At 63.4% G+C, this 19,832-nt stretch carries 20 protein-coding genes; 10 read left to right on the top strand and 10 right to left on the bottom strand.

What is annotated here, in order from left to right; genetic code table 11:
• The 3 genes from P1U55_RS09750 to ftsW form a co-directional block, all read right to left on the bottom strand.
• On the bottom strand, positions 1 to 227 hold a 227-nt coding region (locus P1U55_RS09750), incomplete at its 3' end, for a Mur ligase domain-containing protein (protein WP_301047385.1).
• A gap of 93 nt (positions 228 to 320) precedes the next feature.
• Entirely contained in the window at positions 321 to 1,445 is a 1,125-nt protein-coding gene (locus P1U55_RS09745; RefSeq protein ID WP_301047384.1) for a UDP-N-acetylglucosamine--N-acetylmuramyl-(pentapeptide) pyrophosphoryl-undecaprenol N-acetylglucosamine transferase, read from the bottom strand.
• Between the two features lie 4 nt (positions 1,446 to 1,449).
• On the bottom strand, positions 1,450 to 2,613 hold the full coding sequence (gene ftsW / locus P1U55_RS09740) for a putative lipid II flippase FtsW (RefSeq protein WP_301047383.1): 1,164 nt from the start codon (positions 2,611 to 2,613) through the stop codon (positions 1,450 to 1,452).
• A 291-nt stretch (positions 2,614 to 2,904) separates the two neighbouring features.
• Between ftsW and P1U55_RS09735 the strand changes: the two genes are divergently transcribed.
• Positions 2,905 to 3,492, top strand: a complete 588-nt coding sequence (locus P1U55_RS09735) for a DUF6151 family protein (protein ID WP_301047382.1) — start codon at positions 2,905 to 2,907, stop codon at positions 3,490 to 3,492.
• Complete coding sequence (locus tag P1U55_RS09730) at positions 3,485 to 4,825, top strand: cytochrome c peroxidase (RefSeq protein ID WP_301047381.1); 1,341 nt, start codon at positions 3,485 to 3,487, stop codon at positions 4,823 to 4,825. The genes P1U55_RS09735 and P1U55_RS09730 overlap by 8 nt, the downstream gene beginning before the upstream one ends.
• Before the next feature lies 1 nt (position 4,826).
• Here the strand turns inward: P1U55_RS09730 and purD are convergent, their stop codons facing one another.
• The gene (gene purD, locus P1U55_RS09725) at positions 4,827 to 6,089 is read right to left on the bottom strand and encodes a phosphoribosylamine--glycine ligase (RefSeq protein WP_301047380.1); all 1,263 of its coding nucleotides are present in this window, start codon (positions 6,087 to 6,089) and stop codon (positions 4,827 to 4,829) included.
• Between the two features lie 68 nt (positions 6,090 to 6,157).
• On the opposite strand from purD, the gene xseA reads away from it, so the two are divergent.
• Positions 6,158 to 7,708, top strand: a complete 1,551-nt coding sequence (gene xseA / locus P1U55_RS09720) for an exodeoxyribonuclease VII large subunit (protein ID WP_301047379.1) — start codon at positions 6,158 to 6,160, stop codon at positions 7,706 to 7,708.
• Between the two features lie 357 nt (positions 7,709 to 8,065).
• Here xseA and P1U55_RS09715 read toward each other — a convergent pair whose 3' ends face one another.
• The 4 genes from P1U55_RS09715 to P1U55_RS09700 form a co-directional block, all read right to left on the bottom strand.
• Complete coding sequence (locus P1U55_RS09715) at positions 8,066 to 9,499, bottom strand: Glu/Leu/Phe/Val dehydrogenase (RefSeq protein ID WP_301047378.1); 1,434 nt, start codon at positions 9,497 to 9,499, stop codon at positions 8,066 to 8,068.
• A gap of 195 nt (positions 9,500 to 9,694) precedes the next feature.
• A complete protein-coding gene (locus P1U55_RS09710) occupies positions 9,695 to 9,985 on the bottom strand; it encodes a hypothetical protein (RefSeq protein WP_301047377.1) in 291 nt (96 codons plus the stop codon).
• A complete protein-coding gene (locus tag P1U55_RS09705) occupies positions 9,972 to 10,292 on the bottom strand; it encodes a helix-turn-helix transcriptional regulator (RefSeq protein ID WP_301047376.1) in 321 nt (106 codons plus the stop codon). The genes P1U55_RS09710 and P1U55_RS09705 overlap by 14 nt, the downstream gene beginning before the upstream one ends.
• Positions 10,289 to 10,648: a hypothetical protein gene (locus P1U55_RS09700; RefSeq protein ID WP_301047375.1), complete on the bottom strand. Its 360-nt coding sequence runs from the start codon at positions 10,646 to 10,648 to the stop codon at positions 10,289 to 10,291. The genes P1U55_RS09705 and P1U55_RS09700 overlap by 4 nt, the downstream gene beginning before the upstream one ends.
• Before the next feature lie 568 nt (positions 10,649 to 11,216).
• On the opposite strand from P1U55_RS09700, the gene P1U55_RS09695 reads away from it, so the two are divergent.
• The 4 genes from P1U55_RS09695 to P1U55_RS09680 all read left to right on the top strand — a co-directional run bounded on the left by P1U55_RS09695 (position 11,217) and on the right by P1U55_RS09680 (position 15,544).
• On the top strand, positions 11,217 to 12,629 hold the full coding sequence (locus tag P1U55_RS09695) for a TadE/TadG family type IV pilus assembly protein (protein ID WP_301047374.1): 1,413 nt from the start codon (positions 11,217 to 11,219) through the stop codon (positions 12,627 to 12,629).
• Between the two features lie 301 nt (positions 12,630 to 12,930).
• Positions 12,931 to 14,382 carry a TadE/TadG family type IV pilus assembly protein gene (locus P1U55_RS09690; RefSeq protein WP_301047373.1) on the top strand — a complete coding sequence of 484 codons (1,452 nt, stop codon included), beginning with the start codon at positions 12,931 to 12,933 and terminating at the stop codon, positions 14,380 to 14,382.
• Positions 14,383 to 14,394: 12 nt separating this feature from the next.
• A complete protein-coding gene (locus P1U55_RS09685; protein ID WP_301047372.1) occupies positions 14,395 to 14,961 on the top strand; it encodes a TadE/TadG family type IV pilus assembly protein in 567 nt (188 codons plus the stop codon).
• 4 nt (positions 14,962 to 14,965) lie between these two features.
• A complete protein-coding gene (locus P1U55_RS09680; protein WP_301047371.1) occupies positions 14,966 to 15,544 on the top strand; it encodes a pilus assembly protein in 579 nt (192 codons plus the stop codon).
• A gap of 276 nt (positions 15,545 to 15,820) precedes the next feature.
• On the opposite strand, the gene P1U55_RS09675 is transcribed toward P1U55_RS09680, so the two are convergent.
• Positions 15,821 to 16,237 carry a hypothetical protein gene (locus P1U55_RS09675; protein WP_301047370.1) on the bottom strand — a complete coding sequence of 139 codons (417 nt, stop codon included), beginning with the start codon at positions 16,235 to 16,237 and terminating at the stop codon, positions 15,821 to 15,823.
• Between the two features lie 218 nt (positions 16,238 to 16,455).
• On the opposite strand from P1U55_RS09675, the gene P1U55_RS09670 reads away from it, so the two are divergent.
• On the top strand, positions 16,456 to 17,367 hold the full coding sequence (locus tag P1U55_RS09670; protein ID WP_301047369.1) for a pirin family protein: 912 nt from the start codon (positions 16,456 to 16,458) through the stop codon (positions 17,365 to 17,367).
• A 42-nt stretch (positions 17,368 to 17,409) separates the two neighbouring features.
• On the opposite strand, the gene P1U55_RS09665 is transcribed toward P1U55_RS09670, so the two are convergent.
• A complete protein-coding gene (locus P1U55_RS09665) occupies positions 17,410 to 17,997 on the bottom strand; it encodes a TetR/AcrR family transcriptional regulator (RefSeq protein ID WP_301047368.1) in 588 nt (195 codons plus the stop codon).
• Between the two features lie 119 nt (positions 17,998 to 18,116).
• Here P1U55_RS09665 and P1U55_RS09660 point away from each other — a divergent pair, with 119 nt between their 5' ends.
• The gene (locus P1U55_RS09660; protein ID WP_301047367.1) at positions 18,117 to 18,413 is read left to right on the top strand and encodes a hypothetical protein; all 297 of its coding nucleotides are present in this window, start codon (positions 18,117 to 18,119) and stop codon (positions 18,411 to 18,413) included.
• Between the two features lie 79 nt (positions 18,414 to 18,492).
• Complete coding sequence (locus tag P1U55_RS09655) at positions 18,493 to 19,779, top strand: homoserine dehydrogenase (RefSeq protein ID WP_301047366.1); 1,287 nt, start codon at positions 18,493 to 18,495, stop codon at positions 19,777 to 19,779.
• Positions 19,780 to 19,832 lie beyond the last annotated feature (53 nt).

Genomic DNA, 19,832 nt, shown 5'->3' with positions numbered 1-19,832 from the left:
TTTTCAAGGTTTTCGGCACGCTGGCCTTCATGGATCGTCGCGCCCAGGCTTTCGAGCCGCTCGGTGATCTTGCTTTTCTTCAGGTCAGAGCCCTGCACCTGGTAGCCGAAATTCAGCAGCACTTCGGCAATCCCCGACATGCCAATCCCGCCGATGCCCACAAAGTGGATTGCGCCCAACTGTGTGGGGAGTTTGGTTACACCCTGCATGATATTGCTTCCGTCCATCTCACTTGCCCCAATTTCTTATCGTTACCACTGCACGCCAAGGTTGTCCCCGGTCGGTTTCGTCTCCGCCTGCTTCGTCGCCGCCTATTCCGCCTAACCCGTCGTCGTATCCTGCGTGATCGCCTCCGCCCCCGATAGCTCCAGTACCAGCGCCACCAGCCGCTCGGTTGCATCGGGCTTGCCGGTCCTGAGCGCGGCCATCGCCATTTGCGCCGCCCCGCCCGGATTTTCGAGAATGGCCTGCACTTGCTCTGCAAGGGATGCCGGGTCAAGCCGTTTTTCGGGGATCAACACGGCGGCACCTGCGTCAACCAGCCCACGGGCATTGGCGCTTTGGTGGTCCCCGGTGGCGGCGGCATAGGGGATCAGCACCGACGGGCGGCCAATCACCGAAAGATCGGCCACCGAAGAGGCCCCGGCGCGGCTGATCACAAGCTGCGCCTCGGCCATGCGCTCTGGCACATCATGGAAGAACGGCTGCACATCGGCCTCCATCCCGGCTTCTGCGTAATGCTGGGTAACGCGCTCAGCGTCTTCGGCGCGCGCCTGATGCGAGATGCGCAACTGGTGGCGATGCGGCTCGGGCAGGCTGGTCAGCGCTTCCGGCACCACATCCGAAAGGATGCGCGCGCCCTGGCTGCCGCCCATCACGAGGATCGACATCGGGTAATCGCCGGGCGGAATATAAGGTGCCCCGGCCCGCTCAAAGATCGCGCCGCGCACCGGGTTGCCAATGTCACGGCCCTCTACGCCCTCGGGCAACGCGGAGGGCCATGTGCCGCAAGCCACCGCCTGCACCCGCTTGGCAAAGAGCTCGTTCACCCGGCCAAGCACGCCGTTTTGCTCATGGATCGCGCGGGGGAGGCCCAGCAAGGTGGCCGCCGCCAGCGCCGGGATCGAGGGATAGCCGCCAAAGCCCACCACCACGGCGGGCTTGTCTGATACCATCTGCGCCGCGGCCGCCAGCGTGCCCCCGGCAATCCGGAACGGCACCGCCAGCTTGGCCAGCACGCCGCCACGGGCGAAGGTGGCCGAGCCGACCTTCTCGATCTGCACCGCCTCGGGGAAGGCGCCGGTATAGCGCGCGCCGCGCTCATCGGTCGAAAGTTTTACCCGCCAGCCCAGCTCCAGCATCGCCTCGGCCAGCGCCTGCGCCGGGAACATATGCCCGCCGGTGCCGCCTGCCGCGATGATCAAAAGGGGAGCCTTGCCTGCCATGCCGCTACCGCCGCCTCAATAGGATGTCACCGATCTGGCCCTGCGGCCTTGTGCGGGTAAAGGCCAGCAGCATCCCCACAAGGATGCCCCCTGCAATCATCGAGGAACCGCCGTAAGACACAAACGGCAGCGTCATCCCCTTGGCGGGCAGCAGGCGCACCGCCACCCCCATGTTGATCATCGCCTGCACCCCAAAAATGCACGCCAGCCCCGTTCCCGCCAGCCGGATGAACGGATCGCGCTCACGCATCAGCCGCAGCAGCGAGCGCACCACGATGGTCGCGTAAAGCGCTATGATGCAGGCCACCAGCACCAGCCCATATTCCTCAGCCGCCACCGCGATGATGAAATCGGTATGCGCATCGGGGAGTGACCATTTCACCTGCCCCTCGCCCACACCCACACCAAAAAAGCCGCCCTCGCGGATCGCATTGGTCGCATAGCCAAGCTGGGTGCGCGGATCGAGATCGGGAGAAAGAAAGCCATCAATCCGGCGCGCAAAGTGCTCAGAGCCTTCATAGGCCATAAAGCCGCCCAGCACGACCATCCCGGCCACGCCCACCAGCAGGGTGATCGGCGCCCCGGCCACAAAATACATCACCGCCCAGGCAAACAGGATCAGCGAGGCTTGGCCAAAGTCAGGTTGAAACACCAGAAGGCCAACGATGATCACCGCCAACAGGAAGGAAAACATCTTGCCCGGCGGCCCCCCAACATCCTGGCTGGAGGCCATAAGCCACGCCGAAAACACCACGAATCCGGGCTTCAAAAACTCCGAAGGCTGCACCGAGGCAAAGCCCAGCGAATACCACCGCACCGCGCCCTTGCCAAAATCTGTGCCAAGGAAAGGCAGCAGCAACAGCGCCACGAAAGCCCCCAAAAAGCCAAGCACCGCCAAACGGCGCACCATCAGCGGGCTCATCAACGACACGGCAAACATCACCGCCAGCGACACCCCGCCAAAAAACGCCTGCCGCTGCACATAGTAAAACGGGTCCAGCCCGTTGCGCGCGGCCAGAGGCGGCGAGGCCGCAAGGCCCAAAAGCAGGCCAATGCCAAAGAGAATAAGGATCGACGACATCGACCACCGGTCGATCGTGCGCCACCATCGGGGAAGCACCGGATCGCCCGTGCGGACGGGAGCCGTGCCAAATACCATTTCTGTCATCAGACTGCCTGACCTGCCGTTGCGCCCGGTTTTCCGGGTCTGTTGGCAGCGTAACAGAAGGTGATTCGCATGGGAAGGGATAAGCGAATCACTTTTCACCCATCCGGCGGCTCCCCGCTCCGCGCTACCCCGATGACCCCAGATATCGGAACCATTGCACACTGTGGAACAAATCTGCGGCCCAAGTCTGTGGCACAAATCTGCGGCACCAACCTGTCATGCTTCATGCGCGCCCGCAGTTTGCATGCGCCCCCTGCCTCGCCTAAAGTCTTCCCCAAACAGGAGAGCGCCATGACCCCGATCAGCCTTGCCTGCGATTGCGGCAATGTCGTGCTGCACATTGCCCCCCGGCCCGCGCCGCCGCAGGGCAACCGCATCATCTGCCACTGCAACTCCTGCCGCGCTTTCGCCCGTTTGCTTGGCCGCACCGATGTGCTGGACAGCGCCGATGGCAGCGACATCCTGCAAATCCGCTGTGACCGCCTCTCCATCGCCAAGGGAGCCGAGGATATCGCCGCGCTCAAGCTTTCTCCCAAGGGCCTTTCGCGCTGGTATGCCGCCTGCTGCAACACCCCGCTGGGCAACACCACCGGCGGCCCCGGCTTTCCTTTCTTTGGGGCGCTGGTGCATGGCATCGTCGCGAAAGACACCCTTGGCCCGGTGCTGGCCCGCGTGAACATCCCCAAAGAGCGCCCGCTGCCCCAAGGCCTGCCAGCGACCGAAGGGCGCACCACCGCCGCCTTTGCCGGGGTCTTCACCATCATGCTCAGCGGATGGCTGGCGCGGGCGCAAAAGCGCAATCCGCTCTTTCCCAATGGCAAGCCGCTTGCCCCCCCGCGCCTTGTTTCCCTGGCCGAAAAAGAAACCGCCTATGCCTAGGCGCCTGCTCGCCCTCGCCCTGCTGCTCGCCGCCAATGGCGCAAGTGCCGCCGATGATCTGCCGCTTCCCGCCCCGCTACGTGATGCAGATTTCATGGCCGTCAGCGCGGCCGAGGCCAAGCTGGGCCACTTGCTGTTTTATGACCCGATCCTCTCGGGCAATCGCAATATCGCCTGCGCCACCTGCCACCACCCCACGCTTGGCACCTCGGATGGGCTGGCGCTTGGCATGGGCGAAGGCGGGCTTGGCCTTGGCCCGGCGCGCGTGGTTGATCCCGCCAACCCGCCAGAAGAGTTCATCCCCCGCAACGCGCCCGCGCTGTTCAACCTTGGGGCCCATGAGATCACCGCGCTGTTCCACGATGGCCGGATTGAGAAAGACCCCAGCCGCCCGCACGGCTTTCGCACCCCGATGGGCGCGGATATGGAGACGGGCTTTTCCGGCGTGCTCTCGGCGCAAACCATGTTCCCGGTGCTCTCCCCTTCAGAAATGGCCGGCCACGTGCACGAGAACGACATCGCCAAAGCGGTGCGCTCAGGGCGCATCACCGGCCCCGGCGGCGCGTGGGATCTCATCGCCCGCCGCGTGGCCGAAACCAAGGGCTACCCCGCCCTCTTTGCCGCCGCCTACCCCGATATCCGGCAGGGGCGCGCGATCCACTTCACTGATATCTCCAACGCCATCGCGGGCTTCATGGCCGCGGAGTGGCGGGCCGATAACGCGCCGTTCGATGCCTATCTGCGCGGCGATAAAACCGCGCTTTCCGCCGAGGCCCTCGCCGGAATGCAGCTCTTTTACGGCGAACTTGGCTGCGCCTCATGCCACTCCGGTGCGCTGCTCACCGATCACAGCTTTCACGCGATGGGCGTGCCCCAGCTTGGCCCCGGCAAACACGCCGATTTTGAAAACCACCGCCGCGATCTGGGCCGAATGCGCGTTACCGGACAGGCCTCGGATGCCTACGCCTTCCGCACGCCCTCGCTGCGCAACGTCACCGCCACCGCGCCCTACGGCCACACCGGGGCCTACGCCGAGTTGCGCAGCTTTCTGCAAGCCCACAGCGCGCCGCGCGCCGCGCTTCAAGCCTTCACCGGCGACGGCGTCAAACTCGCCGCACTCACCGATCACCTTGAAGATGCCCTCTACCCGCTGACCATTAAAGAAGACCGCGCCGCCCTCCTCGCCGCCATCGAGGTTGAAGACCGCCCGCTGAGCGAAAGTGACCTCACCGCGCTCATGGCCTTCCTCGAAAGCCTCACCGACAGCGGCGCAATCACCGGCACGCTCGGCATCCCCGTTGCCGTGCCCTCCGGCCTGCCGCTCGACAAATAGCCTAAAGCGCCCGCCAGCCGATATCGCGGCGGTAAAACCCCTCGGGCCACTCCACCGCCTCGGCCAGCGCATAGGCGCGGTCGCGGGCCTCTTGCAGGGTTGCCCCCCGCGCGGTGGCGTTCAGCACCCGCCCGCCATTGGCCAGCACCTTGCCGCCATCTGCCATGGTGCCCGCGTGGAACATCATGTTCATGCTGTCCTCCGGCAAGCCCTCCAGCCCGCCAATCACCGAGCCTTTCTCGTAGCTGCCCGGATAGCCCCTGGCGGCCAGAACCACCGTCATCGCGTGGTCCTCGGCCCATGTCACCTGCATCTCTTCGAGGCGTCCGTCAGCAGCGGCCAGCAGCAAATCCAGCGCCTGCGCGCCGAGCCGCAGCATCAACACCTGGCACTCCGGATCGCCAAACCGCGCGTTGTATTCCACCAGCCTCGGCTGGCCGTCCTTGATCATGAAGCCCGCGTAAAGCACCCCCTGGTAGGGCGTGCCGCGCCTGGCGATCTCGGCCACCGTGGGCTTCACGATCTCCTCCAGCGCCTTTTGCGTCACCGCCTCATCCATGATCGGCGCGGGAGAATAGGCCCCCATGCCGCCGGTGTTGGGGCCGGTATCGCCCTCGCCCACCCGCTTGTGGTCTTGCGCGGTGCCCATCGGCAGCACGTTCTCACCGTCACACAGGATGAAAAAGCTCGCCTCTTCCCCCTCCATGAACTCCTCGATCACCACCTCGGCCCCGGCCCCGCCAAAGGCCCCGCCAAACATGTCATCAACCGCCGCCAGCGCTTCGGCCTCGTCCATCGCCACGATCACGCCCTTGCCCGCGGCCAGCCCATCGGCCTTCACCACAATCGGCGCGCCTTGCTGGCGGATATAGTCCTTCGCCGCGCCCGCTTCGCTAAACCGCGCATAACCCGCCGTTGGCGCGCCGCAAGCATCGCATATCTCCTTGGTGAAGCCCTTCGAGGCCTCCAGCCGCGCCGCCGCCGCCGAAGGCCCAAAGCACAAAACTCCCCCCTCGCGCAGCCGGTCCGCCACGCCCGCCGCCAGCGGGGCCTCGGGGCCGATCACCACGAAATCCACGGCGTTTTCCTCGCAAAACCCCATGACAGCACCGCCATTCTCGATATCCAGCGAGGCGCATTCCGCGATCAGCGCAATGCCCGCATTGCCCGGCGCCACGATCAGCCGGTCACACTTAGGGTTTTGCTGCACCGCCCAGGCCAGCGCATGCTCGCGCCCGCCGCCGCCGAGAATGAGAATGTTCATCGCTTGCTCCCTTGGCCTTTGTTACCGGGCGTTCTAAGCTCACCGCCAAAGCAGCACAAGGCAGGCGCATGGACCTGATCGACGATCCTTCCCCCGGCGAAAACACGCCTGAGTTTTCGGTCAGCGAACTCTCCGGCGCGGTCAAACGCGTGGTCGAGGGCGAGTTTGGCTTCGTGCGCGTCAAGGGCGAGGTCGGCCGCGTGGTGCGGGCGCGCTCCGGCCACCTTTACTTTGACCTCAAGGATGATCGCTCGGTGCTCGCCTGCACCACCTGGAAAGGGCAGGTCTCAAACCTTTCGGTGATCCCCGAAGAGGGCATGGAAGTGGTTGCCCAGGGCAAGCTCACCACCTTCCCCAGCCAGTCAAAATACCAGATGAACGCGGTCGAGGTTTCGGTCGCCGGGGTCGGCGCGCTGATGGCGATGCTTGAAAAGCGCCGCGTCGCGCTGGCCGCCGAAGGGTTGTTTGACCCCTCGCGCAAGCGCCCACTGCCATTCCTGCCAGAGGTCATTGGCGTCATCACATCGCCCCAGGGCGCGGTGATCCGCGATATCCTGCACCGCCTGCGGGATCGGTTTCCGCGCAAGGTGCTGGTCTGGCCGGTGGCGGTGCAGGGCAAGGACTGTGCGCCGCAGGTTGCCCGCGCGATCCGGGGCTTTAACGCCATGAAAGCGGGCGGCAAGCTGCCCCGGCCTGATCTGCTGATCGTCGCGCGGGGCGGTGGCTCGATCGAAGACCTTTGGGGCTTCAACGAAGAAGAGGTCGTGCGCGCCGCCGCCGAAAGCGCCATCCCGCTGATCTCTGCGGTCGGCCACGAAACCGACACCACCCTGATCGACCACGCCGCAGATCGGCGCGCCCCCACCCCCACCGCCGCCGCCGAAATCGCCGTGCCGGTGCGCTTGGAACTGATGGCCACCGTCGATCAATCCGGCGCCCGCCTCAAGCGCGGCGTGAACGAGGCAATCACCCGCCGCCGCCAGCGCCTTCAGGACCTCTCCCGCGCCCTGCCCCGCCCCGAGGCGCTCATCGCGCAGGCCCAGCAACGGCTCGATCATCTCACCGCCCGCCTCGCCCCGGCGCTACGTGCAGGCCTGTTGAAGCGGCGCAGCGAGCTGGCCACCACCGCCGCCGGCCTGCGCCCGCAGTCGATCCACGCCAGCCTTGGCCGCCGCCGCGAAGCGCTTGATGCCCGCGCCGCCCGCCTTGCCCCGGCGCTCATGCGCCGCACCAATCGCGAGCGCGAACGCCTCGCCCAGCGCACCGCCATGCTGCGCCCTCAGCTCATTACCGCCCGCACGCGCCACCAGTCAGAGCGGCTCACCGCCCTCACCTCCCGGCTCGCCACCAACCAGCGCAGCCAGGCCGAGGCCCGCACCAAACGTCTGCAAAGCCTCGCCCGCCTGCTCGGCTCATTGGGCTATGAAGAAACCCTGAAGCGCGGCTTCGCCGTGGTCCGCGAGGGCGAAGCCGTCATCACCACCGCCGCCCGCGCCGCCAAGGCCACCTCGCCGCTGGAGATCGAGTTCCAGGATGGGCGCCACAGCCTTGGCCGGAGCGCCACCAAGAAGCCCCCCAAACCCAAGGCCCCGCCCCCCGAACAGGGCGACCTGTTCTAAGCCAAGAACCCCGGGTTTTCGTTGATCCACCTCCGGGTGGTGATCGCCGCAGCCAAAGGTGCGCAGCCAGATGTTCCGCACGGTCAATCCACGCCAAGCAATCGCCCCGCACCTCCTGCGCCGGGCCCAACATGGCCGGCAGGCCCGCGGAAACCCGCCCTGAAACCCTCCAGCTAAAAACCTGCCTGCTCAAAAGCTCGCTCCAAAGCCTCCAATCAAGCACAACCCCATCAGGCGCCGAGCCCCGCGAGGCGACCGGAGGCCAAGGCCAAACACAGCGAGGTCACCGGAAGAAAACCCCGAGCGTAGCGAGGCCACCGGCAGCAAATCCCGAGCACCGCGAGGGGCGCAAACGCGTTACAACCCCTTGGCGCGGTAGCTGGAGGCCACCCGGTCAATCGCGACCAGATAGGCTGCGGTGCGCAAATCGCTAACGTCCGAGCGCCCGTGCCAAACCTCGCGCATGGATTGGTAGGCAATGCGCATCGTGTCATCCAGGCCAGAGCGCACAAGCTCCAGCTCATCGGCCCCGCGCAAGTACTTCTGCTTGAAATTCGGCGTCATCGACCAAGCATCGCCCAGATGCCGGTCAAGCCGCTCCAGCTCTCTCACGATCAGCTCGTGGCGGGCCTCTTCCTGGCGGCGCTGCATCCGGCCAAAGCGGATATGGCTCAGGTTTTTCACCCACTCAAAGTAGCTCACTGTCACACCGCCAGCGTTGGCATACATATCCGGAATGATCACCGTGCCCTTCGCGTTCAGCACCTCATCGGCCCCCGCCGTGATCGGGCCGTTGGCCGCTTCGATGATCAGCGGAGCCTTGATCCGCTCGGCGTTTTCAAGGTTGATCACCCCCTCCAGCGCGGCGGGGATCAGGATATCGCAATCATGCTCCAGCACCTTGGCGCCCTCGGCGGTGTGGCTGGCATCGGGGTAATCCTTCACCCCGCCATGCCCCAGAATCCACGCCCGCACCGCCTCTACATCAAGGCCGGTGTCACTATAGAGTGCGCCGTCATGCTCAATGATGCCGGTGATCAACGCACCATCGTCCTCCGAAAGGAACTTGGCCGCATGGTAGCCCACGTTGCCAAGGCCCTGCACGATCACCCGCTTGCCATCCAGCGAGCCTTTCATACCGGCGGCCTCCATATCGGCGGACTCGCGGAAGAACTCGCGTAGCGCATACTGCACCCCACGGCCCGTTGCCTCCACCCGGCCGTGAATGCCCCCGTTGTTCAGCGGCTTGCCGGTTACGCAGGCGCGCCCGTTGATATCGGTGGTGTTCATCCGCTGATACTGGTCGGCAATCCACGCCATTTCGCGCTCGCCGGTGCCCATATCGGGGGCGGGCACGTTTTGCGCCGGGTGGATCAGGTCTCGCTTGATCAGCTCATAGGCGAAGCGGCGGGTGATCAGCTCCATCTCGTGATCGTCATAGTCCCGCGGGTTCACGCACAGCCCGCCCTTGGAGCCGCCAAACGGCGCTTCAACCAGGGCGCATTTATAGGTCATCAGCGCGGCCAGCGCCTCAACCTCATCCTGGTTCACCGAAAGAGCAAAGCGGATACCACCCTTGACCGGCTCCATATGCTCGGAATGGACAGAGCGGTAGCCGGTGAAGGTTTCGATCTTGCCACGCAGGCGCACCCCAAAGCGCACTGTATAGGTGGCGTTGCACACGCGGATCTTCTGTTCGAGGCCCGGCGGCAGGTCCATCAGCGCGACCGCGCGGTTGAACATCACATCTACAGATTGGCGGAATGTCGGTTCGTTTACGGGCTGCTGCATGGCGGCTCCTCCCCTGTTCGCTGGCCGCACCTTCTGGCACGGGATTCGCCCCCTGACCCTAGCCGGGGTGCGGCAGCATGACACATGATTTCTTGCAAGACCCAGAGCGCCCCGCCACTTTCTCACGCCTTCGTAACGCAAGAGTGGTTAACGGGCGTGTAACGGCCACCGGGCCACTGGTGGAGAGCGCAAGACCTACAGCCAAAGCCGCATGAAGGACGAACCAAGCAGCAGCGCGTAGCCCAGCGCAAGGCAGGCCTGGTCAAGGCGGCGCCAGTCCTCGACATTGCGCTGATGGCGGGTGATCAAAAGCTGGCGCGCGCGCGTGCGAAAATCGCCATCATCCGCCCCGGCGGCGCGGTCCGCATCGCGCAGGGCTTGCAGGCGCTTGCGGCGAAAGTTGAGCGACCACACCGGCACCGAAAGCACCGCGACCCCGCAAAAGGCCGCAAAGTTGAGCCACCACAGCAAGTCAGGCAGCGGCATCGGGCAGGCTGATCTCCTGCGCCGAAATCACCAGCGCCATATGCCCCTCACAGGCGGCCACATAACGCTCGATCGAGGCCATGGTCGGCACCGGCCCGGTCAGCGCTTCAAGGCGCGATACGGTCGATTGCTTCAGGCCCGAGGCGCGGGCCACATCGGCCTGCGTCAGGCCACGCGCATCACGCAAATCGCGCAACTGGTTGGCAATGGCGCGCTTGGTGGCATGCGCTTGCTGGCGCTCCGCCACATCGGGGCGGGCCTCACGCATCCGCTCATGAAAGGTGGTCTTGCTGCTGTGCTTGGTCATCTTGCAGGCTCCCATGTGGGGTTGATCAGGCCGAGCTGGCTGCGCGCTAGATCACGCGCGCGGGTGGCAAGCTCGGGGGCGATGGCCAGCGTGCCATGCACCACCCTTGGGCGGGGCGTGGCGCGGGCATCAATGCTCACCACCAGCGCCCGGCGCGGGCAGTCCGGCAGCGTGATCGCATATAGCTCATGGCGGTCGGCCATAAGGCCGCAACGATCCCGCAGCGATGGCTCGCGCTCGCCCAGACGTTCGATCATGGTGTGCAAGCCGTCGGCGCAGGGCAGCGACAGGCCTTCATACTCTTTCAGGATCACATCTATATAGTCTGGCAAGGGGGCCACCTCATACTGGGCCATCTCTTCTGTTCCTCAATATAGCACTTATGCGATAATTTTCAAGTCCGGCGCCAAAGCGGCCCTTACCCCACCGTGCGCGCACCCTGCCCCGCCGCCTTTGGGCTGGCAAGACTTGAGCGGACACGCCGCGCTGCCAATTCCAAGCACCGCTCAATTCACCTAGCTTATCCCAATATTAACCTTGTCACATTCTGCCCCCAATTCCCCCCTCGCCGCCGCGCCAGCGCCGCAGTTGGCGAAAGTGCCGCTGGGTCAGCGCGCCCAAATGGCCAGAAAAACCGCCGCATCGAAGCGATTTCGGTCCGAATTGAAGCCAATTCAGGTGAAATTGCGGCAGCGCGATTCGGGGCATTACCTAACGGCCCAAGCAACAGTTCATACCCCGCCAAGCCACTGTTTCCGGGGTAGATTTAATCCCCCCTCCAATTGTGACGGTTTCGCCTTAATTGAGGCAGTTTTTGCTGAAAATCGGCCCTTTTCCCGCCTGACCTCTTAAATTTAGGCAAAAGATAGGTCATATTCGTTTCAAGTTCATCGGTGGGGGCACCTGAGAGAACTGGTGCGACCCATGACCGTGACTGCAAACACCCCCGACAAGCGTCCTAACCGCCTTGCCGCTTTTGCGCGGAATGACGAAGGGGGCCTGGTCGTCCTTTCGCTCTTTCTCTTCATTTGCATGATGCTGGCCGTCGGCCTCGCGATTGATGTGATGCGCACCGAGATGGCGCGCACCCGCCTGCAAAACACCGTCGACAGCGCCGTGCTGGCCGCCGCCTCCATGGAGCAGACCATGGACCCCACAGTGGTGGTTGAGGACTACTTCGAAAAAGCGGGCCTTTCGAACCAGCTTGAAGGTGTGCAGGTTGTTCAGGGTGTGAACCACAAGACAGTTACCGCGCACACCAACACCAAGATGCCAATGTACTTCTTGGGCATGGTTGGCATTGACGAGATGGAAGCCAAGTCCACCGGCACCGCCACCTCGGGCTTTACCGACGTCGAAATCTCGCTGGTTCTCGATATCTCCGGCTCAATGCGCGAGCAGGCCTCGTCTGGCGGCCAGACCAAGATCGAGCACCTGCGCACCGCCGCCAGCTCTTTCGTTGACATCGTGATCAACACCGAACAGCCCGGCACCGTCTCCGTGTCGCTGGTGCCCTACACCGCCCAGGTGAACGCCAGCGCCGGCATCATGGATCGCCTTAACGTGTCGCGCGAGCACAGCTTCTCGTCCTGCGTTGATTTCGAGCAGTCCGACTTTGACGAAACCGGCATTTCGATGAGCACTAGCTACGACCACATGGAACACTTCCAGGCCTACTATTCCTCGACCAACCCGATCGACAACCCCGGCTGCCCCAACCGCTCATTCGAAGAGATCATCCCCTTCTCTGAAAACATCACCGAGCTGAAGGCCGCGATCAACCAGTACCAGCCGCGCGCCAACACCGCGATCCACCTCGGCATGAAGTGGGGCGTGGGCCTGCTCGACCCGCAGTTCAAGCCGCTGATCGCCGACATGGCCCTCTCGGGCGAGGTGGACCCCGCCTTCGCTGGCCGCCCCTACGCTTATGGGCGCGACAACACCACCAAGGTGATCGTGCTGATGACCGACGGCAAGAACGTGAACACCACGCGCCTGAAGCCGCAATACTACGACACCGCCGAAGAGATCGCGCGCTGGAACGAGTACTCGCTCTCCCAATGGGCCAGCGCACACGGGACCAACTGGTCCAACTACGCCGTCACCAAATACACCGCGTCACAAGCCGACAGCATGCTCGACAACATCTGCACAGCCGCCAAGGCCGCCAAGATCACGATCTACACCATCGGCGTGGAAGTCTCGTCACACTCGGCAGGCGTCATGAAAAGCTGCGCCACCTCGCCGTCGCACTACTTCGACATTGAAGGCGAAGAGATGACCGACACCTTCGCTTCGATCGCCCGCCAAATCTCGACCCTGCGCCTCACCAACTAAGGGGAGGAGCGACGGGCCGGCGCGGTGCCACAGGCATTCCCGGCCCCGGCGGACAGCTCACTGGATGGGGGCACCCTGGGGGCATGGCGGCTGGCTGGATGGATTGGGAAAGCCCGTCCCCAGCCGCCATTTCCAACCCTGAAAGCCACCGGATCTACGTGAAATGACCCATCTTCCACCAACCCTTTGCCCCAATTTAGCCACCGTCACACCGCCATATCAGCGCTTAATGCGTCTGCCACGACTCCGGCCTGACATCAGGTAGAGACCGCGGGCACAGGGAATGGAAAGGGCGGACAAAATGGCCGACACCAAGACCAAACAGATCGCGGGGGCGATGACACCGGAGGCCAATGAGGCAACCGCCCCTCCCGGCCTGCGCCATCGCCTTGCCGACTTCGTTGAAGATCAACGAGGCTCCCTGGTGGTCTTTTCGCTGTTTCTCATCGTTTGCATGGCGCTCGCGGTTGGCATCGCCGTCGATGTGATGCGCTATGAGGTGACCCGCACCAAACTGCAAAACACCCTTGACCGCGCGGTGCTGGCCGCCGCCGACCTCGACCAAACCCTTGAACCAACCGAGGTGGTGGAAGACTACTTCCAGAAAGCCGGGCTTTCGAACTTCCTCGTCGACGTTGAAGTGAAGCAGGGCCTGAACTACCGCACCGTCTCGGCCACCACCGAGGCCGAAGTCCAAACCCTCCTTCTGGGCCTGGCGGGCATAAGCGAATTTAGCGCCCCCGCCGTCGGCACCGCCGAAGAGCGGGTTTCGAACGTGGAAATCTCGCTGGTGCTCGATATCTCCGGCTCCATGGGCTCGAACGGCAAGATCGGGCACCTGCGCGACGCCGCCAAGGACTTTGTCGATACCGTGTTGCGCGACGAAAGCCAGGACCTGATCTCGCTGTCGCTGATCCCCTACACCGCGCAGGTCAATGCAGGGCCGGAGATCTTCAACCAGCTCAACACATCGTCGCAGCCCTCGCACAACTACTCGCACTGCATCGACTTTGATGAGGAGGACTTTGAAGAAACCTCGATCAGCATGACCAAGTCCTACACCCAGATGCAGCACTTCGAGTGGTCTTCAAGCAGCTATCGCCCCATCCGGAACCCGGGCTGCCCGATGCAAACCTATGAGCGCATCGTGCCGCTCTCGCAAAACCGGGACGCGCTGAAGACCACGATTGATAACTACAGCGCCCGCGCCAACACGGCGATCCACCTTGGCATGAAATGGGGCACCGCCCTGCTTGATCCCTCGACCCGCCCGATCGTTTCGCAACTGGCCGCAGGCGGCACGGTAGACAACGTGTTTTCCGCCCGCCCCGCCGCTTACTCCGATGAGGAAACCCTCAAGGTTGTGGTGCTGATGACCGACGGTGAAAACGTGGATACCTACCGCATCCAAAACTGGGCCTATAACTCCACGTCCGAGTATAACCACTGGAACCGCTACACCCTGTGGGATTACCTCTACCGCTATGTGAACCGCTCGAACCGCGGCAACTATTACTACCGCAAATACTCCGCCTCACAGGCTGACGGGATGCTCGATAACATCTGCACCGCCGCCAAAGACGCAGGCATCCTGGTGTTCACCATCGGCTTTGAGGTCACCAACTACTCCGCCGGGGTGATGAAAAGCTGCGCCACCTCGCCCTCGCACTTCTTCCGCGTGGAAGGCACCGAGATCTCCGACGCGTTCAACGCCATCGCGCGGCAAATCAACATGCTTCGGCTGCTGCTGTAAATGGGGAAGACAATGCCAAAATTTGATCCATCAAGCACAAGGCTGGGCGCAGTTGCCGCCCGCCTTCGTCGCTTTCGAAAAGCCGATAACGGCAGCTCCACGATCGAATTCGTGATCCTGTTTCCAATCTTCATCATTATCTTCATGTCCTGCTTCGAAGCGGGTATGCTGATGACGCGCCAGGTGATGCTGGAGCGCGCGGTTGACCTTTCGGTGCGCGACCTGCGCCTCGGCCACTGGACACCGCCCACCCACGACGAGATCAAGAAAACCATCTGCAACCGCGCGGGCATCATCCCCGATTGCATGAACGCCCTGCTGGTCGAGCTTCAGCCGGTGTCCAAATCCACCTGGACCCCACTGCCGCCGCAGGTCACCTGTCAGGACAAGTCAAACCCGATCACCCCCGCCTTCGCTGGCGGCGCCGAGAACGAAATGATGATCGTGCGCGCCTGCGCCATCACGAAGCCCTGGTTCTACGCAACCGGCCTTGGCCTCAAGCTGCCGCTGGTGGATGGCGAGCACTACGCCATTGTCTCCTCCTCGGCCTTCGTCAACGAACCCGGCGCAGGAGGATAACACCATGCTGACCTCGATCAATCTGCTCACGGCACGCCTCAAGAGCTTCCGCGAAGATGCCACCGGCACTCTCTCGGTGGAAGCAGCGCTGATCCTGCCATTGCTCTGCTGGTTCTACGTTGCCAGCTTCGTCTGGTTTGATGCCTTCAAAACCCAAAACGTCAACCTCAAGGCAAGCTATACGCTGGCCGACATGCTGAGCCGTGAAACCGAAACCGTGACCGACACCTACCTGACCGGTCTCAACGGGGTTTATGACTACCTCACCAACACGCGCCACCCCACCTATATCCGGGTGACGACGGTGAAATGCATGTCAGACTGCACGAACGCCGCCCGCCACCTGCATGTTGACTGGTCCTATGCCACCGAAGGCCGCGCCCCGATCGACCATGCCGGCATTCAAACCTACAAGGACAAGATCCCCTTCATGCCACAGGGCGACACGGTGATCCTGCTCGAAACCTTCATGGCTTATGAACCGCTGTTCAACGCCGGCATCCCGGCGTCCAGCTTCGAAAACTACATCGTCACCCGCCCCCGTTTTTCGTCGAAAGTGGATTACGGCGGCGCTGGCAGCTAATCCTGAACGGGACTCTCACCGGCAATCATCGCCTCGCCGCCCGATCACAGGGCAGCGGGGCGGTTTTCGTTTTGCGGCCGGGGCGGTTCTGCGCTCCGCTCGCGCCGTGGCGCCGGGCGGGCTGATGTGGTGTCCAAAGGGGGCATTTGCTGGCGGGGTGAAGGCCCTTCGCCGTGCCAACCGCGCGGCGGGTTAACCCGTCGCCGCTATGTCAAATGACATGTGCATCACTTGTGCATGGGACGTGTATCGGTTGTGGCCCCTTGCTTTTCAGGGTTAATCGGCCTCGTCCGCCTGACGCAACGCCAGCATCTCGGCCTCGATGAGCTGCGCCATCGCCTTGCCCATCGCCGGGTGCGTCACGCCGCCCACGGCCACCGTTTTCCCCAAGCTCCACCACAGGCCGGGCGCCCATCCACGAGGCCCTTTTTCCTTTAGTTTCAAGGTGAAACCACCCACAGGCTTGATCGACATCGCGCCTTTTTCGACGCGCAAAACCTGGTCCACCCGCGCCAAAAGCCGCCCGTTAGAGGTGCGCAACTCGCCGTCCTCCAGCACAATCGTGGCTTCCGTCGCGCTCCAAAGCCAAACGCCCATCACCATTACGGCGGTTCCAGCCAATGTGAGAACAATCCGAACCCAAGCCGGCCCACCCCCATCAAAGCCCTGTTTATACAGGAAAAAAGCAAGCATCGCGAACATCGCGGCGGCAAAAAAGCGGCGCGGCAAGGAGGCGTGCAGGCGGATATCAGGCTCTTGTCTCATAGCCCCTCATAGCAGCCCCACCTCAGGGCGCAACGCCTGTGCGCTATCGCAGGCCTCCGGGCTATATTTGGCAGCCTTGTGCGCATTGTCACCCAACCCCTGCGCCCCTACCTATTGAGCATCCTGCAACAAGGAGGCTCAGCAAAATGTCTATTCGCCCCGTCGCCGAACTTCGCCCCGCCACCCCCACGGTTGAGGGCGCTGGCGTCAAGCTACACCGTGCCTTTGGGTTCCATAACCCTAAGGAACTAGACCCTTTTTTGCTGTTCGATGACTTTCGCAACGAGCGCCCGGAAGACTTTGAAAAGGGGTTTCCCTGGCATCCCCATCGCGGCATCGAAACCATCACATATGTGCTCTCCGGAACCGTCACCCACGCAGACTCTCTGGGCAATACCGGCACCCTTGGCGCAGGCTCGGTGCAATGGATGACAGCGGGCAGCGGGATCATGCACCAGGAAATGCCCGAGGGGAACGCTTCGGGCCAGATGCACGGCTTCCAGCTATGGGGCAACCTGCCCGCCTCGCTCAAGATGACAGCGCCGCGCTACCAGGACATGGAAGGCAGCGAACTGCCTGAAATCATTGACGATGACGGCACTCGCGTGAAGGTGATCATCGGTGAATTCTGGGGCCGTAAAAGCCCGGTTGATGGCATCGCCGCCGACCCGCAGTATCTTGATATCCAGGTGCCTGCGGGGGTCAAGAAAACCTTCAGGATCGACACTTATCGCCGCGCCTTCGCCTATGTGTTTGACGGGTCCGGTCGCTTTGCCGATGCCTCTCAACCCGCCGGTGTGTTGCTGGAAAAAGAGGTGCGCGGCGAGGAGGTTAACATCCGCGATATGTCAGGGGACCGCACCCTTGTGCGCTTTGGCACCGGCGACGAGGTGACAGTGCAAGCGGGGCCGGAAGGCCTGCGTTTCCTGCTGATTTCGGGCGCTCCGATCAAGGAACCGGTCGCCTGGCACGGCCCCATCGTGATGAACCGCCCCGAAGAACTGCGCCAGGCCATGGCAGACCTGCGCAACGGCACCTTCGTGAAACCTGCCCACTAGCCACGCGCAACGCCCCGGAAACCCGCCGTTAACCCCGGCGGGTTAACTTCCCGTCACGGCGCGGCGCACCATGTTCCAGTGAATCTGCTCCACGCGTTCCAGGCTCAACCGCCCGCTTTCGCGATACCAGGTGTTCACACCGTTCAGCATGGCGATCACGGCCATCGTGGCAAGCCGCGTGTCGGGAATTTGAAAGAGTCCGCGCTCCTGACCGGCAATCAAAATGGCCTCTACCGCGTCTTCATACACCCCACGCAAACGGGAAATTTCTAAATGATTCTCTTCACTTAGGTTGCGTAACTCCATGTAGTTGATGAAGACACCATCCTTGTGGCTCAAATTGTAGGAAATGTGATAGCGCACCATCCACTCAAGCTGCTCAACCGGGCCGCCCTCTGGCAGGTCTTCAAGGCCCGAAAGCACCTTTTGCATGTGGTCGCGCATCAAGTCGAACAACAGCGCCTGCTTGTCGGGCGTGTAGGTGTAAAGCGCGCCCGCCTGAAGGCCCACATGCTTGGCGATCTGGCGCATCGACACGGCGGCATAGCCATATTGCGCGAACAGCCGCAACGCCTCCTCGCGAACCTTGGGGCCTGTGATCTCTGCGTGGGAACCTGCTTTGCGGGCCATCCCGTCACTTTCTACTGAACGAGCGTTCAATTCAACCGAAATGATAGCGCAACCCCCGCCCGCCTTGCCCTCCCCCGTGCAGCCCCGCTAAGGTCTCTCCAGCCTCAACCGGAGCCATAATGCGCCGCTTTGCCCTTCTTGCTGCCTGCCTTGCCTGCTTTGGCTGCGCCCAGTTCCCCGAGTTGGACGCAGCCGTAAGTGCCTCGGCAAATGATGCGGGCTTTCCAACACTTGTGCCGCTGGATAGCCTTCTGACCCGCGCCGATGCGCCCATGGCTGATCCCGTCGCCGTTGCCGGAAGCCTCGCCGCGCGCACCGCCGCCCTGCGCGCCCGCGCCGCCCGCCTCAAGCGCCCGGTGGTTGATCCGCCAACCCGGGCGCGCATGGCCGCTGCGGTGCGCCGCCACGCCTCCTGAGCCCGCCGCGCGTTGCACCCCGGCGTGATCCCGGCTAAAGCCCAGCGCAACAGTTGATCCCAGCGCCCGGAGGCCCCCCATGAGTGACCCGCTTCGCCTAGGAATTGCAGGTCTTGGCACCGTTGGTGTTGGGGTGGTGAAGATCATCCGCCGCCACGCCGCGCTGATCGAAGCCCGCTGCGGCCGCCCGGTCGAGATCACCGCCGTCTCGGCCCGCTCCAAGAGCAAGGACCGTGGCGTGCCGCTCTCCACCTACGCCTGGGAGGATGACCCCGTTGCGCTGGCCACCCGCGCGGATGTGGATGTGTTCGTTGAGCTGATGGGCGGCGAAGACGGCCCCGCCAAGGATGCCACCGAGGCCGCGTTGGCGGCGGGCAAGCATGTGATCACCGCCAACAAGGCGATGCTGGCCATCCACGGGCATGCTTTGGCCGAACTTGCGGAAGATGCAGGCAGATCAATCCGTTACGAGGCTGCCGTGGCCGGAGGCATCCCGGTGATAAAATGCCTTGCCGAGGGTCTTGCAGGCAATGAGATCACCCGTGTGATGGGTGTGATGAACGGCACCTGCAACTATATCCTCACCCGGATGGAAAGCACCGCGCAGGGCTATAACGCGCTCTTTGTCGAGGCCGCCGAGCTTGGCTACCTGGAGGCCGATCCCAACCTTGATGTTGGCGGGATTGATGCGGCCCACAAGCTGGCGATCCTGTCGTCGCTGGCCTTTGGCACGCAGGTCAACTTTGACGGCATCGAGATTGAGGGCATCCAGAGGATCACCCTCGAAGATATCCGCCACGCCGCCGATATGGGCTTTAGAATCAAGCTCTTGGGCGTTGCCCAGATGACAGGCCGCGGGCTGGAGCAATCCATGAAACCCTGCCTCGTGCCATCGGAATCGCCCATCGCCCAGCTTGAAGGCGGCACCAATATGGTGGTGATCGAGGGCGACGCGGTCGAGCAGATCGTGCTGAGCGGGCCGGGCGCTGGCGAGGGGCCCACCGCCTCTGCCGTGCTCTCCGATATCTGCGATCTTGCACGCGGCTCCTTCCTGCCGGTCTTTGGCAAACCCTCGAAAACGCTTGAAAAAGCCCCCGCCGCCATGTCCGCCTCCGCCGCGCCCTACTACCTGCGGATGGACCTGAAGGACCGCCCCGGCGCCATGGCCAAGGTTGCCGCAGCCCTTGGTGAGGCCGGAGTTTCGATTGACCGGATGCGCCAATACGGCCACGTCGATGAGGCGGCACCGGTGCTGTTTGTCACCCATAAAACCACCTCGCAGTCCCTCGCCGCCGCGCTGGAAGGTGTTGCTGGCACGGGCGTTGTGCTGGGAGAGCCGGTTGCGCTGCGGATTGAGCACATCTAGGCGCTAACGCTGGCGCTAACAGGGCTTTGCAGGGTGGCTGCGGGGTTGCGCCG

This window comes from Vannielia sp. (assembly GCF_029212645.1).
GTDB lineage: Bacteria > Pseudomonadota > Alphaproteobacteria > Rhodobacterales > Rhodobacteraceae > Vannielia.
This window is presented reverse-complemented; position numbering and strand designations above follow the sequence as displayed.

Coding starts and splice junctions, on each gene's coding strand:
- P1U55_RS09745 (WP_301047384.1), bottom strand. CDS start 1,445: ATGGCAGGCAAGGCTCCCCTTTTGATCATCGCGGCAGGCGGCACCGGC.
- ftsW (WP_301047383.1), bottom strand. CDS start 2,613: ATGACAGAAATGGTATTTGGCACGGCTCCCGTCCGCACGGGCGATCCG.
- P1U55_RS09735 (WP_301047382.1), top strand. CDS start 2,905: ATGACCCCGATCAGCCTTGCCTGCGATTGCGGCAATGTCGTGCTGCAC.
- P1U55_RS09730 (WP_301047381.1), top strand. CDS start 3,485: ATGCCTAGGCGCCTGCTCGCCCTCGCCCTGCTGCTCGCCGCCAATGGC.
- purD (WP_301047380.1), bottom strand. CDS start 6,089: ATGAACATTCTCATTCTCGGCGGCGGCGGGCGCGAGCATGCGCTGGCC.
- xseA (WP_301047379.1), top strand. CDS start 6,158: ATGGACCTGATCGACGATCCTTCCCCCGGCGAAAACACGCCTGAGTTT.
- P1U55_RS09715 (WP_301047378.1), bottom strand. CDS start 9,499: ATGCAGCAGCCCGTAAACGAACCGACATTCCGCCAATCTGTAGATGTG.
- P1U55_RS09710 (WP_301047377.1), bottom strand. CDS start 9,985: ATGCCGCTGCCTGACTTGCTGTGGTGGCTCAACTTTGCGGCCTTTTGC.
- P1U55_RS09705 (WP_301047376.1), bottom strand. CDS start 10,292: ATGACCAAGCACAGCAGCAAGACCACCTTTCATGAGCGGATGCGTGAG.
- P1U55_RS09700 (WP_301047375.1), bottom strand. CDS start 10,648: ATGGCCCAGTATGAGGTGGCCCCCTTGCCAGACTATATAGATGTGATC.
- P1U55_RS09695 (WP_301047374.1), top strand. CDS start 11,217: ATGACCGTGACTGCAAACACCCCCGACAAGCGTCCTAACCGCCTTGCC.
- P1U55_RS09690 (WP_301047373.1), top strand. CDS start 12,931: ATGGCCGACACCAAGACCAAACAGATCGCGGGGGCGATGACACCGGAG.
- P1U55_RS09685 (WP_301047372.1), top strand. CDS start 14,395: ATGCCAAAATTTGATCCATCAAGCACAAGGCTGGGCGCAGTTGCCGCC.
- P1U55_RS09680 (WP_301047371.1), top strand. CDS start 14,966: ATGCTGACCTCGATCAATCTGCTCACGGCACGCCTCAAGAGCTTCCGC.
- P1U55_RS09675 (WP_301047370.1), bottom strand. CDS start 16,237: ATGCTTGCTTTTTTCCTGTATAAACAGGGCTTTGATGGGGGTGGGCCG.
- P1U55_RS09670 (WP_301047369.1), top strand. CDS start 16,456: ATGTCTATTCGCCCCGTCGCCGAACTTCGCCCCGCCACCCCCACGGTT.
- P1U55_RS09665 (WP_301047368.1), bottom strand. CDS start 17,997: ATGGCCCGCAAAGCAGGTTCCCACGCAGAGATCACAGGCCCCAAGGTT.
- P1U55_RS09660 (WP_301047367.1), top strand. CDS start 18,117: ATGCGCCGCTTTGCCCTTCTTGCTGCCTGCCTTGCCTGCTTTGGCTGC.
- P1U55_RS09655 (WP_301047366.1), top strand. CDS start 18,493: ATGAGTGACCCGCTTCGCCTAGGAATTGCAGGTCTTGGCACCGTTGGT.